The organism is Anabaena sp. 90 (assembly GCF_000312705.1).
In the GTDB taxonomy this organism is placed as follows: Bacteria; Cyanobacteriota; Cyanobacteriia; order Cyanobacteriales; family Nostocaceae; genus Dolichospermum; species Dolichospermum lemmermannii.
In genome coordinates, this window is the sequence record NC_019427.1 from 3311135 (window position 1) to 3328480 (window position 17346).

Consider the following 17346-nt stretch of genomic DNA (forward strand, 5'->3'; position numbering starts at 1 on the left):
ATTAGGAACACTCTACTTCACTACTGCTAAGATAAGCGATCGCTTGTCTAATCCAATCTTCCACATAGGCATTTTTGGGTAAACCAATATTTTCGCTAACTGTGTGCAAAGCGTGACTGACTTCATGGGCAGTATATCCCAAAGCAAAGAGAGTCATTTGCACTTCTTCTAAAATTCCTGGTGCGGGTCCCCCTGTAGCCACAAAGAAGCCCGCTGATTTGCGCCATTCGATGAGTTTACTCTTTAGTTCTAAACAAATGCGTTCAGCGGTTTTCTTGCCCACTCCAGGGGCTTGAATTAGCATTTGGATGTTAGCAGCGACAATGGCTTGGACTAACTCTGGTAATTCCATTGTATCCAAGAGAGCGATCGCTAATGCCGCACCAATCCCGCTAACACTGAGCAAATGGCGAAATAAATCCCGTTCGGAAGGAGAAGAAAAACCATAAAGCATGGGGATTTCCTCTCGAATCTGGTAATGGGTAAAGATTTGGATCACATCCCCAGTAGATGTTAACTGGTTGGACAAACGTTGGGGAATTTGTAAATCGTAACCTGTGCCATTGACTTCTAAGGTCAAGATGACGCGATTAGGAGTAATGGCTTGGACACCAGCAACGATACCTTTAAGATAGCTAATCATTCTAGGAAACCAAAATATTTTAAACCTTCCATAATCCCAGCAGCACAACGGTTTTGGGCGAGGTAACGGTAGTCCGCAGGATGCTGATGATACCATTGGAGTAACTCTGGACGAGCATTCCCGACAATGATTCCCCGTTCCTGACCGACAGCGAATAAAGCTATATCATTACCTGAATCACCACAAACAACAGTCTGCTCGGCTGCAAATTTCCACTTCTGTCGTAAAAACTGCATTGCTTGACCTTTATCGCTGGTATGGGGTAAAATGTCAAGGTCAATTTCACTACTATAGATTAACTTTACATTTAGTTGAGTTTTTTGCAACTCGGTTTCAAGTTGTGGTATAGTCAGGCGAATTTGGTTTGAAAACGACTATATATAAGGAGTATACTGTGACTCAATTTCTTTTCATTACCGATCTTGATCACACTCTCGTGGGTGATGATCAAGCAATGGAAGGACTGAATCGCAAATTAGAACTATATCGTCAGCAACACAATACAAAAATTGTTTACTCTACTGGGCGATCGCTATATCTGTATCAGCAACTAGAACAACAACAAAATCACAAACAAATAGCACTTTTACAGCCAAATATACTCATTTGCGCCGTAGGTACAGAAATTTACTCTTATAATCATCAAGATCAATTGATTATTAATAATCAGTGGTCAGAGAATCTATCTGAAGATTGGGATAGAGAATTAGTTGTAAAAATAGCTGCCAATTTTACTCAATTAAAACCACAGCCGGAAAGTGAGCAAAGACCTTTTAAAGTTAGCTATTTTCTCCAAGAAAAAACTGCTCTACAAATAGTATCAGACTTAGAAAAAGCCTTACTCCAACAAAGTTTAGATATTCAAGTTATTTATAGTGATAACAAAGACCTAGACATCCTACCACGTAAAGCCAACAAAGGTATGTCCATGACCTTTGTCCGCGAATATTTAGAAATAGAACCAGCCAAAACAGTTGCGTGTGGGGACTCTGGTAATGATATTGCCCTCTTTGCCAATAGAAAAGAAAAAGGTATTATTGTTGCAAATGCCAAACAAGAATTACTAGATTGGCACAAAGCAAACCCAAGCAAAAATCGTTACTTAGCAAAAGCTGAGTTTGCTGCTGGAATTGAAGAAGGTTTACGGCATTTTGAATTTTTGGAAGAATAAAACTTAATAGTTCCGTTTTTTTTGATTCAACCAGCTTATTTGTTAATCTCTTGAAGCTCCTAATTCTTCTAAAACAGATATTTGGGCAGGATCTAAATTTTTAACTCCAGAAATATTCATACCCTGGTATGGTTTACCAAGTTCTATGGTGTGAAGACTAATATTAATTTTACTAATCTCCTTATTCTTATCTACCTCTACATCCCAAAACCTAATAGTCTGGTCTTGTCCACAACTAATTAACCTCTTGCAATCAGGAGTAAATACTATAGATTCTACAGCGCGTTTATGTCCTTTAAGTATCTTGATTTTTTTGAATACATATTCATTTTTTTCATTTTTTTCTATTTTCCATAGTATAATAATGCGATCATGCCCGGCACTAGCAATAATTAGTTCTGTGGGGTGACACGCAACAGAAAGTATTCTTTGACCTTCATTCACAGAACATAGTTTCTCCACAGAGGTATTATTGTGATTAATCCCCCATAATATCAGTTGTCTATCAAAACCACTGCTAACCAAAAAGGGTTTAATTTCCTGGGTTTCTGGAGGATTTTCCTGTTCTTTTGGAAAAACTAAACCTTCAGTGTTTTTAATAAAAGCAATACTATGAACTTGATCTTGATGCCCCTCCAGTTGTTTTTCCAAAACCGAAGAGTTTGACTGCTGGTCATTGCTTGGTTCACTATCTACAATGTCTATCAAACGAATAGTCTTATCCCGACTGCTACTAGCTAAGAAATGACCATCTGGACTAAAAGCTAGGGATAACACTCGGTCGGTGTGATTCGTAAATTTGGATAATACTTTTATATTATTCAGATTTCTTAGATCCCATAGAATAACTATATTATCATTCCCTGTACTAGCTAAAATATTTTCCGTAGGATGAAAAGCAACACATCTAACGCGTTTAGTATGTTTTATGTTAAGTAAGTGGTTTGTTTGTGATGTATTTTCTGCTTCAGGATTTATAAGATTCCAGTTGTTATCTTTAAACTGCCAAAGACCAATAGTCTTATCTTCACTAGCACTAGCTAAAAGTGTTCCATCATGGTTGAAAGCTACTAACCAAACCCAATCCTTATGTTTGGAAAGGGTGTAACTAGGGATATGTGTGCGATCATTGTAATTCCAAATATGAATATTATTATCTTCACATCCACAAGCAAAAATTGATTGATTTTCATTGTTACTAAATGCCACTGACCAGAGGCGATTAGCGTATCCTCTCAAATTATCTTGACATTTCCATTTTTTTTTGTCTTGATCCCAATCCCAGAGTTTGACAATGCGTCCATCACCACCGCTTATAAAAAATAGGGGTTTATCAGTGTTAGGACTAAATGCAATGCTTCTGATCAAATGTGTATGACCATTTTGGTCTTGGTTTTCTGAAAGAGAATTATCCAATGTGCTAATCAGTTTCCATTTGTCTCCAGTTAAATCAAACAGTAGAATTTTATGCTCACTATTATCAGGTTGATTCTTACAAATACATCCAATTGCAAGAATACTCCCATCGCAACTAAATGCTAGTGTACGTATTTCACTAATATATTTTGTATATTCATAGTCTTTTTCAGATCCGTTTTCAATATAGACTAGCTGGAATTGTAAGTCTTGTTTATTGTTAGTATCGAAAATTTTCAATTTTCCATCTTCAGATCCAGTGGCTATAATTTGTTTTGTTGCATTAAACGCAATACAACGTATTAATTTTTCATGCCTCTTACGTTCTTGGTAGAATATTTGAGGGTTACGTGTACTTAAATCCCAACCAATAAAATCTCCCTCTTGGCTACAACTATAAAGAGTTCTGTCATCAATAAAAGTCATACAATACACATTACTGATGGGCAAACGTATTGTATCTTTCTCTTTAATTTTGTAGAAAGTTATTGCATTTCCATCTCCTCCAAATGCCAGAATATTGCTTTCAGGATCAAGGCTAAAGGCTACTGATAATACACGTCCTGTTTCACGCCATGAGTTGGTTTCCTTAAAATTGAGTTTGCCTGAAGCAAGGTTTTCAATCTCGAACAACTTAACGCTACCATCTTCTGCTGCTAATGCAAATTGTTGAGAATTTGTCCCTGAACTAAAAGCCACTGACCAAATCTGATTTCCTGCTCCCTTTTCAAAAAAACACAGAGCCAAGTTTTCTGTATTATGTACTCGAATTAATCCATGAGCATCGCCTGTAGCAAAATAATTACCATCAGCATTAAAAGCAATGGAGTGAATACATCCTAAAGGTTGAGTAAAAATACAGTTCTTCAGGTCAGAGTCATTAAAATCCACTCCTGTTAAGATAGCGTCTCGGAAGTCAACACCCCAAATATCTATTTCTGATAGATCCCAGTATTGAAAATCTTTTTCCGAGTATAATTGCAACAATAAGTTGAGAATATTTCCTGCTGTATAGTTGTTTTTCAGAAATTTATGTTTTTCCATAGTGTCTTATTAATTTAACAATAGTTGTTGGATTATATTAACAATTTCGTTTTTATTTTTTCCTTTTTTTTCTAGCTTATTTTTAATTTGATTCATAATGTATTTATTTATCAGTAATTCTTGAGAATTTCTATATGCAGTAAAAATAGGAATTTTACCCAATCGAGGCAATATTTTATTTTTGTTTTTATCATTATTTTCTGCAATAGCATCAACTAAATCATCAACTAAATCATCAATAATTTTTTCAATAGCATCAAACCATATTGTAGCGTCTGCGTAGGGATTATCCTTTCTATCATAAATATCTTGAATTACTAAGTCTACTAACTTTTCTTTATTCGGTATTTTTCCTGGCTTTATCTTTATCTGTTCTGCTGAATAATCTTCTGGTTTCTGGCCTTTTATGCCCCATTGTAATAAATCTAAAACACGTTTATTGACAATTTTATTGACTATCTCACCGTCATAAATATTTATATAATTGAATTCTTTCAAAAAAAGCATATCCGGGGGTAAGTCGGACACTCCTGGCAATAACACAGGAATTACTGGTATATTCTGTTTTAAACACATTGACAAAATTACTTTTAATTCCAGTCCTTGCCACATTCCTAATCCACTTTTTCCAATAAATATAGCGGCTGATTTACTTAATGGAATTCCTTTTTGTATTGCATCTTGAAATAAACTTCCTGGACGAATTTCTTCTCCATCTAACCACGAGGTTATACCACGCTCTTCAAGTGCTTCATAAATAACTTTAACTACAGGCTTATCTATACTATTGTGAGCTAAAAAAACATCAAATTCAGCCATTGTTCACTTCCTTTTGTTTTTCCTTGACTCCAGCAATTTCCGCTAATGCGTTGGCATATTTTTCCAAGTCTTTCCTCAGTAATTCTAACTCAGCCCGCAATTTTGTTTCTTCAGACCAATTGCGCTCATGTTCTTTCGCACTCAGATGAGGAGGACGCTGTGCTTCCCATGTTTGTAAGAGAGGATGCCACTTAGCAAGGAAAGGACGCAAACCGTTATTTAAGACTGCGATCGCAATTCCTCCCACCGAATCAAGTGATGCTCCCACATCTGGACCTGCTTCCTTTAAAACTTGTCTTGTTACAGGAAACAAGTTGTATAAAGATGTTAAAGCTTCCCGTAAGAGTCCTTGGTCAGTTTCCAAAGACTGTACTGCAATGCGGGTAACAAGTTCAACATAGATTGACCATGCGGCTTTGCGCTCTGTTGGATCAGATTGCCATTCAACAGAACCAATACCAAAAGGAAGGCTGAATGATACGGTTTTGATTTTGGCAGGGTCAGACTTAGACATATAAGTAAAATTACGCACAATAATAACTATATTTCAGTATAACCAAATTTTGTAGGATTTTGGCTAAATATATCATATTACTTAAAAATCAAACTTGAGATAGTTGACAGGTAGGACGAGAGTATCAAGTTGGAGTTCGCGGTAAAGCACAGGCGATCGCCCTGTAGAGTAGACTATCTTTGTCCCATGTTGTTGACGATGTTGTTGCAAGCGATCGCTCAACAATAATAATGCCTGATCATCCCCTACGAAAGTATGATCTAAATCGGTTACGAATAAGAACTTAGTCACAGTCAACTCCTTTTGTGAGGTTAATTCACAAAAAGTGTATGCTGTTTTGGCACTTAGCGCAGAATTGACGAATTTAGTGGTTAATTAACCTTTGATTTTTCGCGCAAAAACAGTATTTAGATGCTTGACAATTGATTTGAAATTTGCTATGATAAATTTGATAAGGAAGAACTATCTTAAAATAAATACCAGAATAGTCAAGCTGACAACCCAGCGGGGAATGATGACACGACAACTGCACGACCAACTGGCTAAAGAATACCTAGAAGAATTATTAAAACCTTTAGGTAAGGTAGAAACCAGTAAAGATGTCAAAAGCGAAGTTCAGGAAATAGATGTTTGGTTTGTTCCGACGACAACAGCGATAAATTCTGAATTAGGATTATTAGGAAAAATGGCAGTTAAAAGCTGTCTTTTTGAACCTTACCGCAATGCACCTAACGAGGTAGAAATTAGAAGTTGTTTGGTAAAATTGTATAGCGTTCAGGGTGAATTATTACGACAAGCAAAAAGAGAAAAACGTTCTATCTCTGAAGAAGAATTACCTTTTCTATGGATTTTAACACCCACTTGTTCTGAAAGAATCTTGGAAGGGTTTGGAGCAAAAACAAAGGAGGGATGGGAAAAAGGAGTTTATTTTCTGCCAAAATACCAGAAAGCAGCTATTGTGGCTATTAACCAGTTACCCATGACAGAGGATACACTATGGTTAAGGGTATTAGGAAAAGGTAGAACTCAAAATGAAGCTATCAGCGAAGTAGTTGAACTATCAAAAGAGAACGATAAATGGAAGTATCTAGTAAGAATTTTCGCATCTTGGCGGAAAAATTTAGAATTGAATAGTAATGTCAATGATGAAGAGGTAAGGGAGTTAATTATGAGTTTATCACCTGCGTATCTTAAACAGTGTGAAGAATGGAAACAAGAGGGAATAGAAGCAGGAAGACAGGAAGGAAGACAGGAAGGAAGACAGGAAGGAAGACAGGAAGGAAGACAGGAAGGACAAAAAGACGGACAACGTTTGATGGTCGAGAGTTTGTTAGCGGTGCGTTTTGGTAATTTAGATGAGGAGTTATCTGCTATTATCAGTCAGTTGATGGAACTTTCTCCCACAGAAAGAACTCAGTTATTAGTTAATCTTTCCCGTGAGGAACTATTAGCTAGGTTTAAGGTTGATTAGACATATCCTAAACAAGGAGGCGTTTTAGTCAACGTCTCTTTTAATCTTTATCATCAGCATCTTGTTGTAAAATACGATTATTCAATCGCTCATATTCATCTTCTAGTAGCCACATTTTAGCAGCTTCATAATTGTCACTAGCAAAGATGATTTTATAGTTTTGTGCAGGGTTATGGATACAGAATTTTCCTGATTGTTCTTTGACTAACATCACAATATAAGGAGGAGATATAAGAGTATCTACCCAGATTTCTGCAAACTCCCATTCAGTTTTTTGTTTTGATGTTTGATTAATTTCAGTAGGTTCTACGTAGTTTGGTGTAAAGTATAACATTTCTTCAATATTTTAATACTTCAGCTTTGTAATTTAATACTTTAGATTTATATATTAATACATTCACTTTGTAATTTAATATTTTAAGATTGTAGTTTGATCTATTAGATTTGTAAAGCAGTGCATTAAAATTGTAACTAAATACTTTGACTTTGCAAGTTGATACTTTAAGAAAGTACCTTAACTATTTGCCATTTGTTGCACATCATTAATAATTTCCCTTACTGTCTCAGCATCAGGTGATTTGATACGCTGGAATATCTTTAAAGATTGCTCTAAATAGTCTAATGCAGTAACAAAATCTCTTTGTTTATATGCTAACAACTGCCCTAACGAAGTTAAAGTAATTGCTTGACCTTTAATATCATCCATTTCTTGAGATAAATTAAGTGAATTATTAAGTAAATTACTGGCTAAATCAAATTTTTTAATTTTAATATAAGTAATTGCCATATTATAAAATGTTGCTGCTTTAAGTTCAACACTGCCAATTTGTTCAACTATAGCCAAAGATGTTTTAAAAATACTTACAACTGCTTCTAAGTTTCCTTCATTTTCTTTAATAGATGCTATTTGACATAAAGTTGATATTTTTCCTTTAAGATTACCAAGACTTTCGTTAAGGTAGAAAGATTTTTCATAGTTAGCAAGAGCTTCTTGTATTCTTCCTATTTGTGATTCTATGTATGCAATCTGATGTAATGTTGCTGCTTGACCTTGAAGATCATTAATACTTTCACTTTCTTGAATCTCTAGACATTCTTGATATTTATTAAGTGCATTTTCTACCTTACCTTGTAATAAATATATTCCTGCTATCTCGTGTAATGCGGAAGCTTTACCTTTAAGATGACCGATTTTTTCGCTATTCATAAGACACTCTTGGTACATTTCAAGAGCTATATCTAATTCTCCATTTTTAGATTTGATATATGCCAAGCAGTGTTTAATTCCGCAGAGTTCAATTATTTCACTATCTGGACAAATTTTTAAAGCTTCTTGATAATACTCTACAGCTTTTTCAAGCTTACCTAGCTCAATTTCAACACGAGCTAAATTACTAAGCATACGATAATCTCTTATATTATTAAGTGTCTCTTGGGAAATTTTATGAGTGTCCTGAAAGCGACTCTGAGAAATCCACTTTCTAGAAAGATAATTTGCAACATTGACGGCAATTCTTTCATTCTTACCCAACAACGCTAAACGATGAATTTCTAACCTTTCTTCCTCTGTTGAAGTTTCTCCTTGTTCCCACCACAGACGATACAAAACCTCAGCCCCTTTTTGATGCAAGGTTTCTACATTCGTGGATAACGTCAATGGCAAAATTCTCGGTACACGCAACGACTCATCAGGACTAACTTCCAACAATCCCAACGCCACCGCCCGATTGATATAATCTGCCAAATTGGGGATATTTTCACAAACTGCGGTTAATGCTTCCCTGGGGACTGGTAACTCAAACACCAAACCCTGTGACAACATTTCCCCCATCGTTTCATCCATTTGTTGCAGCAAGGCTTCAGCTAAAACCTGTTCTCGCAACTCCACCGCATCAACTTCTAAACGATTGAGAATTGCAACTTGGTCAACTGTGGAATTTTGCAAAATCTTATCCAACCATTCCAGCAACCGGGGATTACCATCAGCTAACCTCCGCGCTTGAGATTTCAACGCCTCATCTACCAGAGATTTCGCCCCAAAAGCCACAAGACGACTACACTTTTTTCTTAAATCTGCCCCTCTCATTCCCTCCAAGGGCTGTTTATAGAAATACCGCAACTGGCTAAATTCAAAGTCATAACGACAGGTGAGAATTAAGCGGTGATTGGTGGATGTTACCCGAATCGCCCAAACCAAAGCTGTTAAAACCTCTGCGGCTATTGGTTGCAAACGACCTAACCCCCCTAACCCCCCTTCCCTGCGAGGGAATGGGGGAACTAGACTCCCCTCTCCTTGCAGGAGAGGGGTTGGGGGAGAGGTCAATTCTAAATTCACCTCAAAATCATCCAACACCAACAAAAACGGCTTTTCCCCAGCGTCCGACAACTGCTGAAATACCCGCTTGAATCTAAATTTCAATTCCTCATCAGGATTTTGTAGCTGTTTGCGTTGTTCGTTATCATCTAACTCATCCGCCAACTTATTGACTAAACTCGGTTCATCAATTCTCCCTACCAACACAACACGCTGAAAATTCGGGAGTCGGTCACAAAGTCTAGCTGCTAAACTACTTTTACCTAAACCACCCATGCCATAAATTAATACCCCTATTTCTTCCGTTGATTGTGTTAGCGTCCTTAAACAACTTTGCAACTGACGACGACGACCAACAAAACTCTCACGGGTGGGGACTTTCACCTTACCCGCAGGATCTAAAAATTCCGTACTCACAGAAAGAGGTGGCGCTGGTTTCCTCCCCAGAGTCCGCAATGGTGTCACCAATTCTCCTGGTAAACTATCGGCTGCATATAATCGCAATAAATGCCAATCCCGCGCTTTGTTTTTGATTAATGTTTGATAGGTTCTGGCAACTGCTTCGGTGATTTGCTTTCCTGCTGCTAATTCTTGATATAATGTGGCTGCTGCTTCCGTTGCATCAGATTCTAAAACTTTTTGTCCCCATCCCAAAACGGCTTTTGCACCTGCTTTGAGTAATTCTTCCGCCATTGAAGGGACTGAACCATAATTATCACCATCACCACCAGCTTGTCCGGTGCGACAACCAGAAAGGAAAATCAATTTGGGTAATCGGAATTGTAGTGCTGTAGCGATATCTTCTGCACTGGCATAATAAGCTGCGCCGGTTTCGGTTTCGGTAATAAATTCCGGTTGTCCGTTGGTAATTGTGGCATGACCGGTAATATGGAAAATATCAAAATAATCTTTACCGTAATCTGCGACTAAATAACCCAATTCTGATAAACAACCGCTTTCTTCCACTGTCAAAGCTAAAGGTTGTCTTCCCGTCGCTTCCAAGATTCGCGCTTCTTCGGCTTCAAAATCTAAAATAGGTTCTACTCCTTGGGGGGAAGTAGCCATAAATAAAACTTGCAAAGCGCGGTTTTCTGGGTTTGTCTCTACAGACAATGTTTTCACGGAGTCCGATGATACCCACCGGACAGGAACAATTGACTGTTGAACGAGAAAGGTTTTACCATTGTGCAGAACTTCCCAAGGTAAATGATTGAGAGACTTTCCAGAATTTAGAGACGTTGTATTATTTTGTAGAGACGTTCCATGGAACGTCTCTACATTCTCGACAGAGGTACGAATGGCTAAAATGATTCCTTGACCCTGATGTTGATGTTGATTGATGAGGTTTTGTAACCATCTGTCAGTCCCATCTAACCACCTATACAGATTCTTTCCTGTGACTGCGTAATCTTCCGCAAAGGAGGAAACGTAATAATCTGTTTCTGCTAACTCGATTAAATTAGTAATTTCGCTCAGATCGAGTTTGCGTTCTTTGTATTGGTTGTAATTATCAGTAAAGTAGCGTAACTCTACATAATTACCGTCAACGGCTTTTAGGTCAAGGTGAAGAATCTGCACGTTATGATTCTAAAATTTGGCGAATTTGTTCAATTGTAGCATTTTCTAACAACAATCGTCTACCGTTGCGTCCGACAATGAGGACTTTAGCAATCTTTTTACCTGACTGTTTTTGTTTATACTCTTGATACCATTTGCGGATTTGTTCAGCAATAGCGATCGCACCACCCACCAAACCAACTATAGTGGCAACAGTGGTAATTACTGCCTCTTTTTTCACATCTTCTGAATTTACGGTATAGTTACCAGTTATACCTTCAATTGCCAAAAGTTCCTCTGCGGCTGTAATGGCATCTTCACCTTCAATAGAAAATTTAATTTCTGTCATAAATTTACCTAAAATAGCTAATTTCCACGTTTATAAACCATTATTTTCAAATATCATAGAGTAAGGATGATGACTTTGCAAGCGATCAATTCCAATTAAATCCTGACATATAACTATCAATAATTGTGCAATACCAAATTAAAATGAAGTTGTATAGAATCAGATTTCCAGAATAATTGACCGCAGATAAACGCAGATAAACGCAGATCAAGACGGATGAATTAATTGGTTTCATAATTCTGTGCAGGATCTAATGTGAAGAATCATTTCTAGAACTGTTAACTTGATCTTTAATAGAGATAATTTAATCATTTTGATTCTATGGATTCCCCAAGATTAATATGTTTGTAAGTACCAAAATAAATCTTTCCCATTTACCTGCTTTCACTATGTCGAAGATATATAAAAATATTGCCCCTGTGATCTTCGGTTTGATATTATCAGGATTAATACCCGGTGTTGCCGGTGCAGAGACAGTGATGGAAAAAGTAGCCCGAACAGGAGTATTAACTGCTGGTACAAGCAAAGATGCTTTACCCTTTGCCTACTCCGACAGTCAAGGAAAATTGACTGGTTATTCTGTGGATATGCTAACTTTAATCCAACAGCAATTAGAGAAAGAATTAGGCAAAAAAATTACACTTAAATTAGTTGCAGTTACCCCAGCAGCAAGGATTCCCAAGATAATTAACCGACAAGTTGATATTGTCTGTGATGCCAGTAGTTTTACTTGGGAACGAGATAAAAAAGTTGATTTTTCTATTAGTTATGGTGTCACAGGGACGCAAATTTTAATTAAAAAGGAAACCAATTTAGGTTCACCAGAATCCCTGATTAATAAGCGTGTGGGTGTGTTAGCTGGAACTACCAATGAACAAGCAATCAAGCAAATACAACCCCAATCCAAACTTGTATATTTTAAGACTAGACCGGAAGCATTTGCAGCTTTGGAACAGGGTAAAATTGACGCTTTTGCATCCGATAGTATTCTTTTAGAGGGATGGTTACAAACAGCAAAAAATCCAGATAGTTTTGCCATAGTCCCTCCTCGTCCTTATTCACGAGAAGGAATTGCTTGTATGGTTCCTGAGAATAACTCTAAATTCCTCAATTCAGTGAATTATTCCCTCGTCAAATTTATGCAAGGATTTGTGAACAATAACTCCAAATATGTGGCGATTTTTGACCGTTGGTTTGGTTCTCAAGGTGCTGTATATCTCAATCAAGATTTACGTGATTTAGCCGTAGAAACCATGCAATTAATGATCGAGTTTCATGAACCGATTCCTCAGAAAGATTTGTAAGCCGTAGTTATTAATTAGCAAATAGTCTCACAAGTTAATTTTTTTTAATTTGGTTAATCAGGTAAAGTTTCAACATATCCAAAATGATGTTTGTTTCTGATACCTGAATTAACTAATTTTGGCAATTACCACAATTACGGTAATAATGAATAGTATCTTTGGCTGTATTTAAGAAGTATTTATTACTTATTTGGTTTTGACAATTTTACAAAACTCAACTAAGATAACGCATTCAGGAAAATTTGCATATTGTCGCATATTTTGGTTGTCTTCCGTTTATTTACTTCTGGTCATCTTGCAAAGTTTCAATTAACAAATCTACCTGCTGCTGTTGCTGCTGTAGAAAACTATCACATTCTTGTAAATACTTAACCGCAGTGGCAAATTCTGCAAATATATCCGCTAATTGTAATTCACCTCCTTCAATGCGAGTGATAATAGTTTCAATTTCTGCTATCTTAGCTTCATAACTTTCCCCATTTGCGGACATGGACTTAACTGAATTATTCCGTTTAACCATAAAATTTTCCCCCTAAATAAATTATGAATTCAAACAATAATACAACAATTAGCAGCATATATGAAGTCTGTATTGGTGTCCCAGATGCTATTTCTGCAATTCAATATTGGCAACAATTTGGTTATCGGATTGGAGAAATAGGAGAATTAACCGCAACTACAGCTTATCAACTATATCGGGTAAATTCACCTTTACAGACTATTCGACTTTATCATCAAAATGCAGATCATGGATTAATTCGGTTAATGATTTGGCAAAATCCTACATCTACAGGGTTAGGTGTGAGTTCCATGAAAACAAAAGGTAATCGTTGGGCTACTACCTTAACTGCGGATATATTAGGGATTTTAAATCATGCGGAAGCAGCAAAATCAATTGGTGAAAACATTCTTTACACTCAAACTCACTGGGAAGTAATTTATAACAAAGATCAAAAAATTCGTCCTTTCGTAGAACCGTTGGTGGGGGTACGAGAAATGCTATTACTTCAACCATTAACTCGGCAAGTTTTATTTCAACGTTTTGGTTATGATGTGACTAATTATGGACAGATTAATGATCATTCACCTTTAAAAACTAGTCAGTTTACTCATGTAGGTATAGTTGTCCAAGATGATAGTAAAGAAATTCTCAAATTCTATGAACAAGCTTTAGGTTTATTGCGTGTACGTGATGATATAGAAACAACTTATGAATCGTCCAGGAGGAATTTATCAAGCCGCAGAATTATTTAAAATCTCTGTACCTACAGCAGAATTAGAAAATGCAGAACTAAATTCAGTTACGCAATTAAGCCTGTCTTGGGATAGAATTAGACCTCTCCGAAAATGAATGTAGAGACAGCAAATTGCAGATTAATGGGGTACAGAATCTAAATTGAAACCTATACACAAAGACAGTTTTACTCCTGACTCCTGACTCCTGACTCCTGACTCCTGCTGTAATTACAACTTGTGCATATTGTGACTCAGAGGATCAAAATTTCTTGGAAATTTGGTGCTTTCATCATAATATGCACGATGTAAATTCGCTCCATATAACTTAGTATAATGCAGCCTAGCACCCCGAAGATTTGCTTCAGTGAGATTGACACCAGATAAATTTGCTTTAGTCAAATTTGCCTTTGCTAAATTCGTTCCACTCAAATCTGCACCCCAGAGTTTAGCTTTAGCTAAGTTAGCTTCACTTAAATCTGCTCCCCATAAATTAATTCCGGGTAAATAGGCATTAATTAATTTAGCCCTGATTAATTTAGCAGAAACAAAATATCTTTCTCCTGCAAGATAACGCCGTTTTAGTTCCTCAGTTTCCATATCTAACCTACTTGAGCAACAAAACCTCTATCTCCAGAATAGTTCCTAAGTTGTTTATTGGCATTTTATCACCACAAAAATTTTTGCCCATATAAACATAAATAGTATTATTAAACACTGATAAATTAATACTATTTATGGGAATATAACTATTTTACACATAAAAAACGCCTGAGTTTTGTAACTCAAGCGTTTCCCCGTATAACTTTCTACCAATTCATTATTTTTGTAACATTTGAAACCCGCAACTTAAATAACAAAAAGTATAAGTAGTGCTAGGAAAATTGTAACAAATATAAGCTGAAGTGGTATCACTCCTTGCATTCACTAAGGATATCTCTTTTAAAATTAAATTGCTAGTGTAGAGAGTGACACTTTCTGAACTGACACTAGTTAAAAATGAATCATAGTAAATAGTAGTTAATCAAACACGGCTAAATAGTAAATAGCGCAGTATTCCTGTATAAAGATGTCAGATTTGCCATAATTATATTTGGAGAAGAGTAAAAATTTCTTGACAATTACATAAGCTAATAAGCTGTTAAATAACATCCAAATTATAGAATTACACTAGGTTCTCAGGTGGAACATGAATTTAGATTTAAGTTACTCAACGTGATGATGAAAACCGAGAATTATTGATGACAGTTTTAGTATTTGACCTTAAATTAAGAAAAATCACATAACCACCCCATACAACGTTACATTAATAGATACACAATTACTGGAATTTAACTATGCCACTAAAACGCTTTATTATCGAAATGGGCATGGGTGTAGACCAACACGGACAAGAACCGACGGTAGCAGCAGCAAGAGCAGTTAGAAATGCGATCGCTCACAATGCGTTGCTTGGTATTATGGAAGTAGCAGGCTTAAAAGATCCCAATGAAATGATTATAGAAGTCAAAATTGCCGTTCCTTACCCCGAACAAGTACGGGAAACAGAAGTATTAGCTGTTCTTCCCTTTGGTCAAAAAACCCTCATCTTAGAAGCAGGGGGAATGGTAGTTAATGGTTTAGCAATTGCTTCTCTCAACGATAAAAATGATGAAATGTTGATAGCTGTAGCCGCAGTTACAGTTTTTGTAGAAACTGCATAATTAATCTTGAAAATATTGATTTCTTGTGGATTTTTTGAGTTAAAGTAGAGATAGTGGGATCATCTCTGGCAGTAATTTTTCCAAATTATACATCTACATAACTCCAGCGAAAATGTCTCAAGATCCTCAACAATCACCTCAAATCCAAGAAGTAATTGGATTAAAACCACAACACTTTGCTGATTTAATCAGAACTGCACAATTAGTTTTTGATCCGACTGCGGGCGTTATCGGCAGAAATGTCAAAATTGATTGGGAGGATTTTGGTATTCCTCGGAATATAGAGGATAATCTCAGAATTCTTGGTGAAGAGTTTCAATATGCTTCTCCCCATATTCCCGTTGATGTGATCTGGGGTAAATTAACTACAGAAACTCGGATTTGGTTTCTAGAAAATAAAGATCAATTGTGGCAATTTGAAGAAATTTTACCTGCACTTGACGAAGATTAGTTATTGCCAAAAATATTTTTTTAGAGTAGGATATATACATTTTGTATCCTACTTATTTACTAGAAAATAAAGTTGATGAAAATTATAAATTTCCAGTTTTTATTAGTTTCAGCTTCTTTGATATTGCCGATGATAACTCCGGCTTTCCATAAGTCTAGTATGGCTTTGGCAGCAAGTACAACAAATTATGATCAACCAATTATTAATCAGCAACTAGTTGTTAATAAGAGTGAATTTGGCGTAAAGATAGTCAACGCAGAAGGGAAAGTCAATTTTTTTCCAACAACTACAGTTCCCTTAAAAGAAGGTGATGCTTATGGTTGGAGAATTACAATTGATAATTATCAAGGTAAAGTCAAATGGCGCGAAGTTTTAACTTTACCACAAGCTCCCGAAACTTGGACAACAGAAAATAATAAAAATTTCTCCATATCGAAAGATGGAAAAACAGCAACTTCCACGCGCACAGTAACACCTGTGAATGGTGTAATTGAAAATTTTTGGACTATTGCTGCTGGAGATCCTTTGGGTAAACATCAAATAGAAGTCTATATTGATGAACGTTTAATTGGTACTTTTGCCTTTGAAATAGTTCCGTTCTAAAATGACAGTTTTGTGCTAAATGTAAGTATAGCATCTTTTTTATAGACTAATTATGTTAATCTCATCTTCCATTTTTCTAGCTGGTGCTAGTCGCGGTGTTGGGCAAGAAATCGCTAAATATTTGATAGCACAACAAATTCAAGTTAAAGCCCTGTTGAGAACAGAAGCCGCTGCTGTGGTAGCAAAAGCAATGGGTGTTTATCCAATTCTAGGAGATGCGTTAAATGTAACTGATATTGAACAAGCAATTTTAGGAAATGAACCTATTCAAGCCGTTATCAGTACATTAGGTGGTTTACCTACAGATAATATCAAACCTGATTATATCGGTAATAAAAACCTCATTGATGCCGCAGTCAAAGCAGGAGTTAAAAAGTTTATTCTCGTAACTTCCATTGGTAGTGGTGATAGTGTGGTGGCTTTACCTCCCCAAGCTTTAGAAGCACTCAAACCAGTTTTAATTGAAAAAGAAAAAGCAGAACAATATTTAATTTCCAGCGGACTTAACTATACAATTATCCGTCCTGGTGGTTTAAAATCAGAACCAGCAACCAACAACGGAATTATCACCGAAAATCCTCAGATTGTGGGTACTATTCATCGTGCAGATGTTGCCCAATTAGTTTGTCGCTGTTTAAATTCTGATCATACTAATAATAAAATTTTCTCAGCCATAGATCGGAATATGATATATCCAGGATTACCGGAATTTGTGGAATTTAATTTAGATTAGTTGTTGTTAACTTTGAGGACT

Annotated in this window: 16 protein-coding genes and 4 pseudogenes; 9 read left to right on the forward strand and 11 right to left on the reverse strand. The window is 36.3% G+C overall.

The window, feature by feature from the left end:
* Position 1 precedes the first annotated feature (1 nt).
* Positions 2-643: a Holliday junction branch migration protein RuvA gene (gene ruvA, locus ANA_RS14435; RefSeq protein WP_015080791.1), complete on the reverse strand. Its 642-nt coding sequence runs from the start codon at positions 641-643 to the stop codon at positions 2-4.
* Positions 640-990: pseudogene (locus ANA_RS14440) on the reverse strand (HAD-IIB family hydrolase); the annotation flags it as partial. The gene ruvA and the pseudogene ANA_RS14440, both read right to left, overlap by 4 nt.
* Positions 991-1037: 47 nt before the next feature.
* On the opposite strand from ANA_RS14440, the gene ANA_RS14445 reads away from it, so the two are divergent.
* Positions 1038-1814, forward strand: coding sequence for a sucrose-phosphate phosphatase (locus ANA_RS14445; protein ID WP_015080793.1), 777 nt, complete (start codon positions 1038-1040; stop codon positions 1812-1814).
* 42 nt (positions 1815-1856) lie between these two features.
* Here ANA_RS14445 and ANA_RS14450 read toward each other — a convergent pair whose 3' ends face one another.
* The 4 genes and pseudogenes from ANA_RS14450 to ANA_RS24730 all read right to left on the reverse strand — a co-directional run.
* Positions 1857-4274: a pentapeptide repeat-containing protein gene (locus ANA_RS14450; protein ID WP_015080794.1), complete on the reverse strand. Its 2418-nt coding sequence runs from the start codon at positions 4272-4274 to the stop codon at positions 1857-1859.
* 9 nt (positions 4275-4283) lie between these two features.
* The gene (locus ANA_RS23630; protein ID WP_015080795.1) at positions 4284-5093 is read right to left on the reverse strand and encodes a toll/interleukin-1 receptor domain-containing protein; all 810 of its coding nucleotides are present in this window, start codon (positions 5091-5093) and stop codon (positions 4284-4286) included.
* Positions 5086-5607: a hypothetical protein gene (locus ANA_RS14460; protein ID WP_015080796.1), complete on the reverse strand. Its 522-nt coding sequence runs from the start codon at positions 5605-5607 to the stop codon at positions 5086-5088. Before ANA_RS14460 ends, ANA_RS23630 begins: the two co-directional genes overlap by 8 nt.
* A 111-nt stretch (positions 5608-5718) precedes the next feature.
* Positions 5719-5898: pseudogene (locus ANA_RS24730) on the reverse strand (HAD family hydrolase); the annotation flags it as partial.
* Positions 5899-6121: 223 nt separating this feature from the next.
* Between ANA_RS24730 and ANA_RS14465 the strand changes: the two are divergent.
* Positions 6122-7078, forward strand: a complete 957-nt coding sequence (locus ANA_RS14465; RefSeq protein WP_015080797.1) for a hypothetical protein — start codon at positions 6122-6124, stop codon at positions 7076-7078.
* Between the two features lie 40 nt (positions 7079-7118).
* Here ANA_RS14465 and ANA_RS14470 read toward each other — a convergent pair whose 3' ends face one another.
* From ANA_RS14470 to ANA_RS14480, 3 genes are all read right to left on the reverse strand, one after another.
* A complete protein-coding gene (locus tag ANA_RS14470) occupies positions 7119-7412 on the reverse strand; it encodes a hypothetical protein (protein ID WP_015080798.1) in 294 nt (97 codons plus the stop codon).
* A gap of 180 nt (positions 7413-7592) precedes the next feature.
* Entirely contained in the window at positions 7593-10970 is a 3378-nt protein-coding gene (locus ANA_RS14475) for a tetratricopeptide repeat protein (RefSeq protein WP_015080799.1), read from the reverse strand.
* A 1-nt stretch (position 10971) separates the two neighbouring features.
* On the reverse strand, positions 10972-11298 hold the full coding sequence (locus ANA_RS14480; protein ID WP_015080800.1) for a hypothetical protein: 327 nt from the start codon (positions 11296-11298) through the stop codon (positions 10972-10974).
* 389 nt (positions 11299-11687) lie between these two features.
* Here ANA_RS14480 and ANA_RS14485 point away from each other — a divergent pair, with 389 nt between their 5' ends.
* Positions 11688-12602 (forward strand): amino acid ABC transporter substrate-binding protein, encoded by a 915-nt coding sequence (locus ANA_RS14485; RefSeq protein ID WP_085929761.1) that lies wholly within the window; start codon positions 11688-11690, stop codon positions 12600-12602.
* 280 nt (positions 12603-12882) lie between these two features.
* Here the strand turns inward: ANA_RS14485 and xseB are convergent, their stop codons facing one another.
* Complete coding sequence (gene xseB / locus ANA_RS14490; protein ID WP_015080802.1) at positions 12883-13122, reverse strand: exodeoxyribonuclease VII small subunit; 240 nt, start codon at positions 13120-13122, stop codon at positions 12883-12885.
* A 23-nt stretch (positions 13123-13145) separates the two neighbouring features.
* On the opposite strand from xseB, the pseudogene ANA_RS14495 reads away from it, so the two are divergent.
* Positions 13146-13823, forward strand: a pseudogene (locus tag ANA_RS14495) (VOC family protein); the annotation flags it as partial.
* Positions 13822-13935, forward strand: a pseudogene (locus ANA_RS24735) (DUF1838 family protein); the annotation flags it as partial. The pseudogenes ANA_RS14495 and ANA_RS24735, both read left to right, overlap by 2 nt.
* Before the next feature lie 131 nt (positions 13936-14066).
* Here ANA_RS24735 and ANA_RS14500 read toward each other — a convergent pair.
* Positions 14067-14435, reverse strand: a complete 369-nt coding sequence (locus ANA_RS14500; protein WP_015080803.1) for a pentapeptide repeat-containing protein — start codon at positions 14433-14435, stop codon at positions 14067-14069.
* A gap of 737 nt (positions 14436-15172) precedes the next feature.
* On the opposite strand from ANA_RS14500, the gene ANA_RS14505 reads away from it, so the two are divergent.
* From ANA_RS14505 to ANA_RS14520, 4 genes are all read left to right on the forward strand, one after another.
* Positions 15173-15538 (forward strand): Lin0512 family protein, encoded by a 366-nt coding sequence (locus ANA_RS14505; protein ID WP_015080804.1) that lies wholly within the window; start codon positions 15173-15175, stop codon positions 15536-15538.
* Between the two features lie 112 nt (positions 15539-15650).
* Positions 15651-15989: a hypothetical protein gene (locus ANA_RS14510; RefSeq protein ID WP_015080805.1), complete on the forward strand. Its 339-nt coding sequence runs from the start codon at positions 15651-15653 to the stop codon at positions 15987-15989.
* 75 nt (positions 15990-16064) lie between these two features.
* Complete coding sequence (locus ANA_RS14515) at positions 16065-16592, forward strand: hypothetical protein (RefSeq protein WP_015080806.1); 528 nt, start codon at positions 16065-16067, stop codon at positions 16590-16592.
* 52 nt (positions 16593-16644) lie between these two features.
* The gene (locus ANA_RS14520; protein ID WP_015080807.1) at positions 16645-17325 is read left to right on the forward strand and encodes an SDR family oxidoreductase; all 681 of its coding nucleotides are present in this window, start codon (positions 16645-16647) and stop codon (positions 17323-17325) included.
* The last annotated feature ends 21 nt before the right edge of the window (positions 17326-17346 follow it).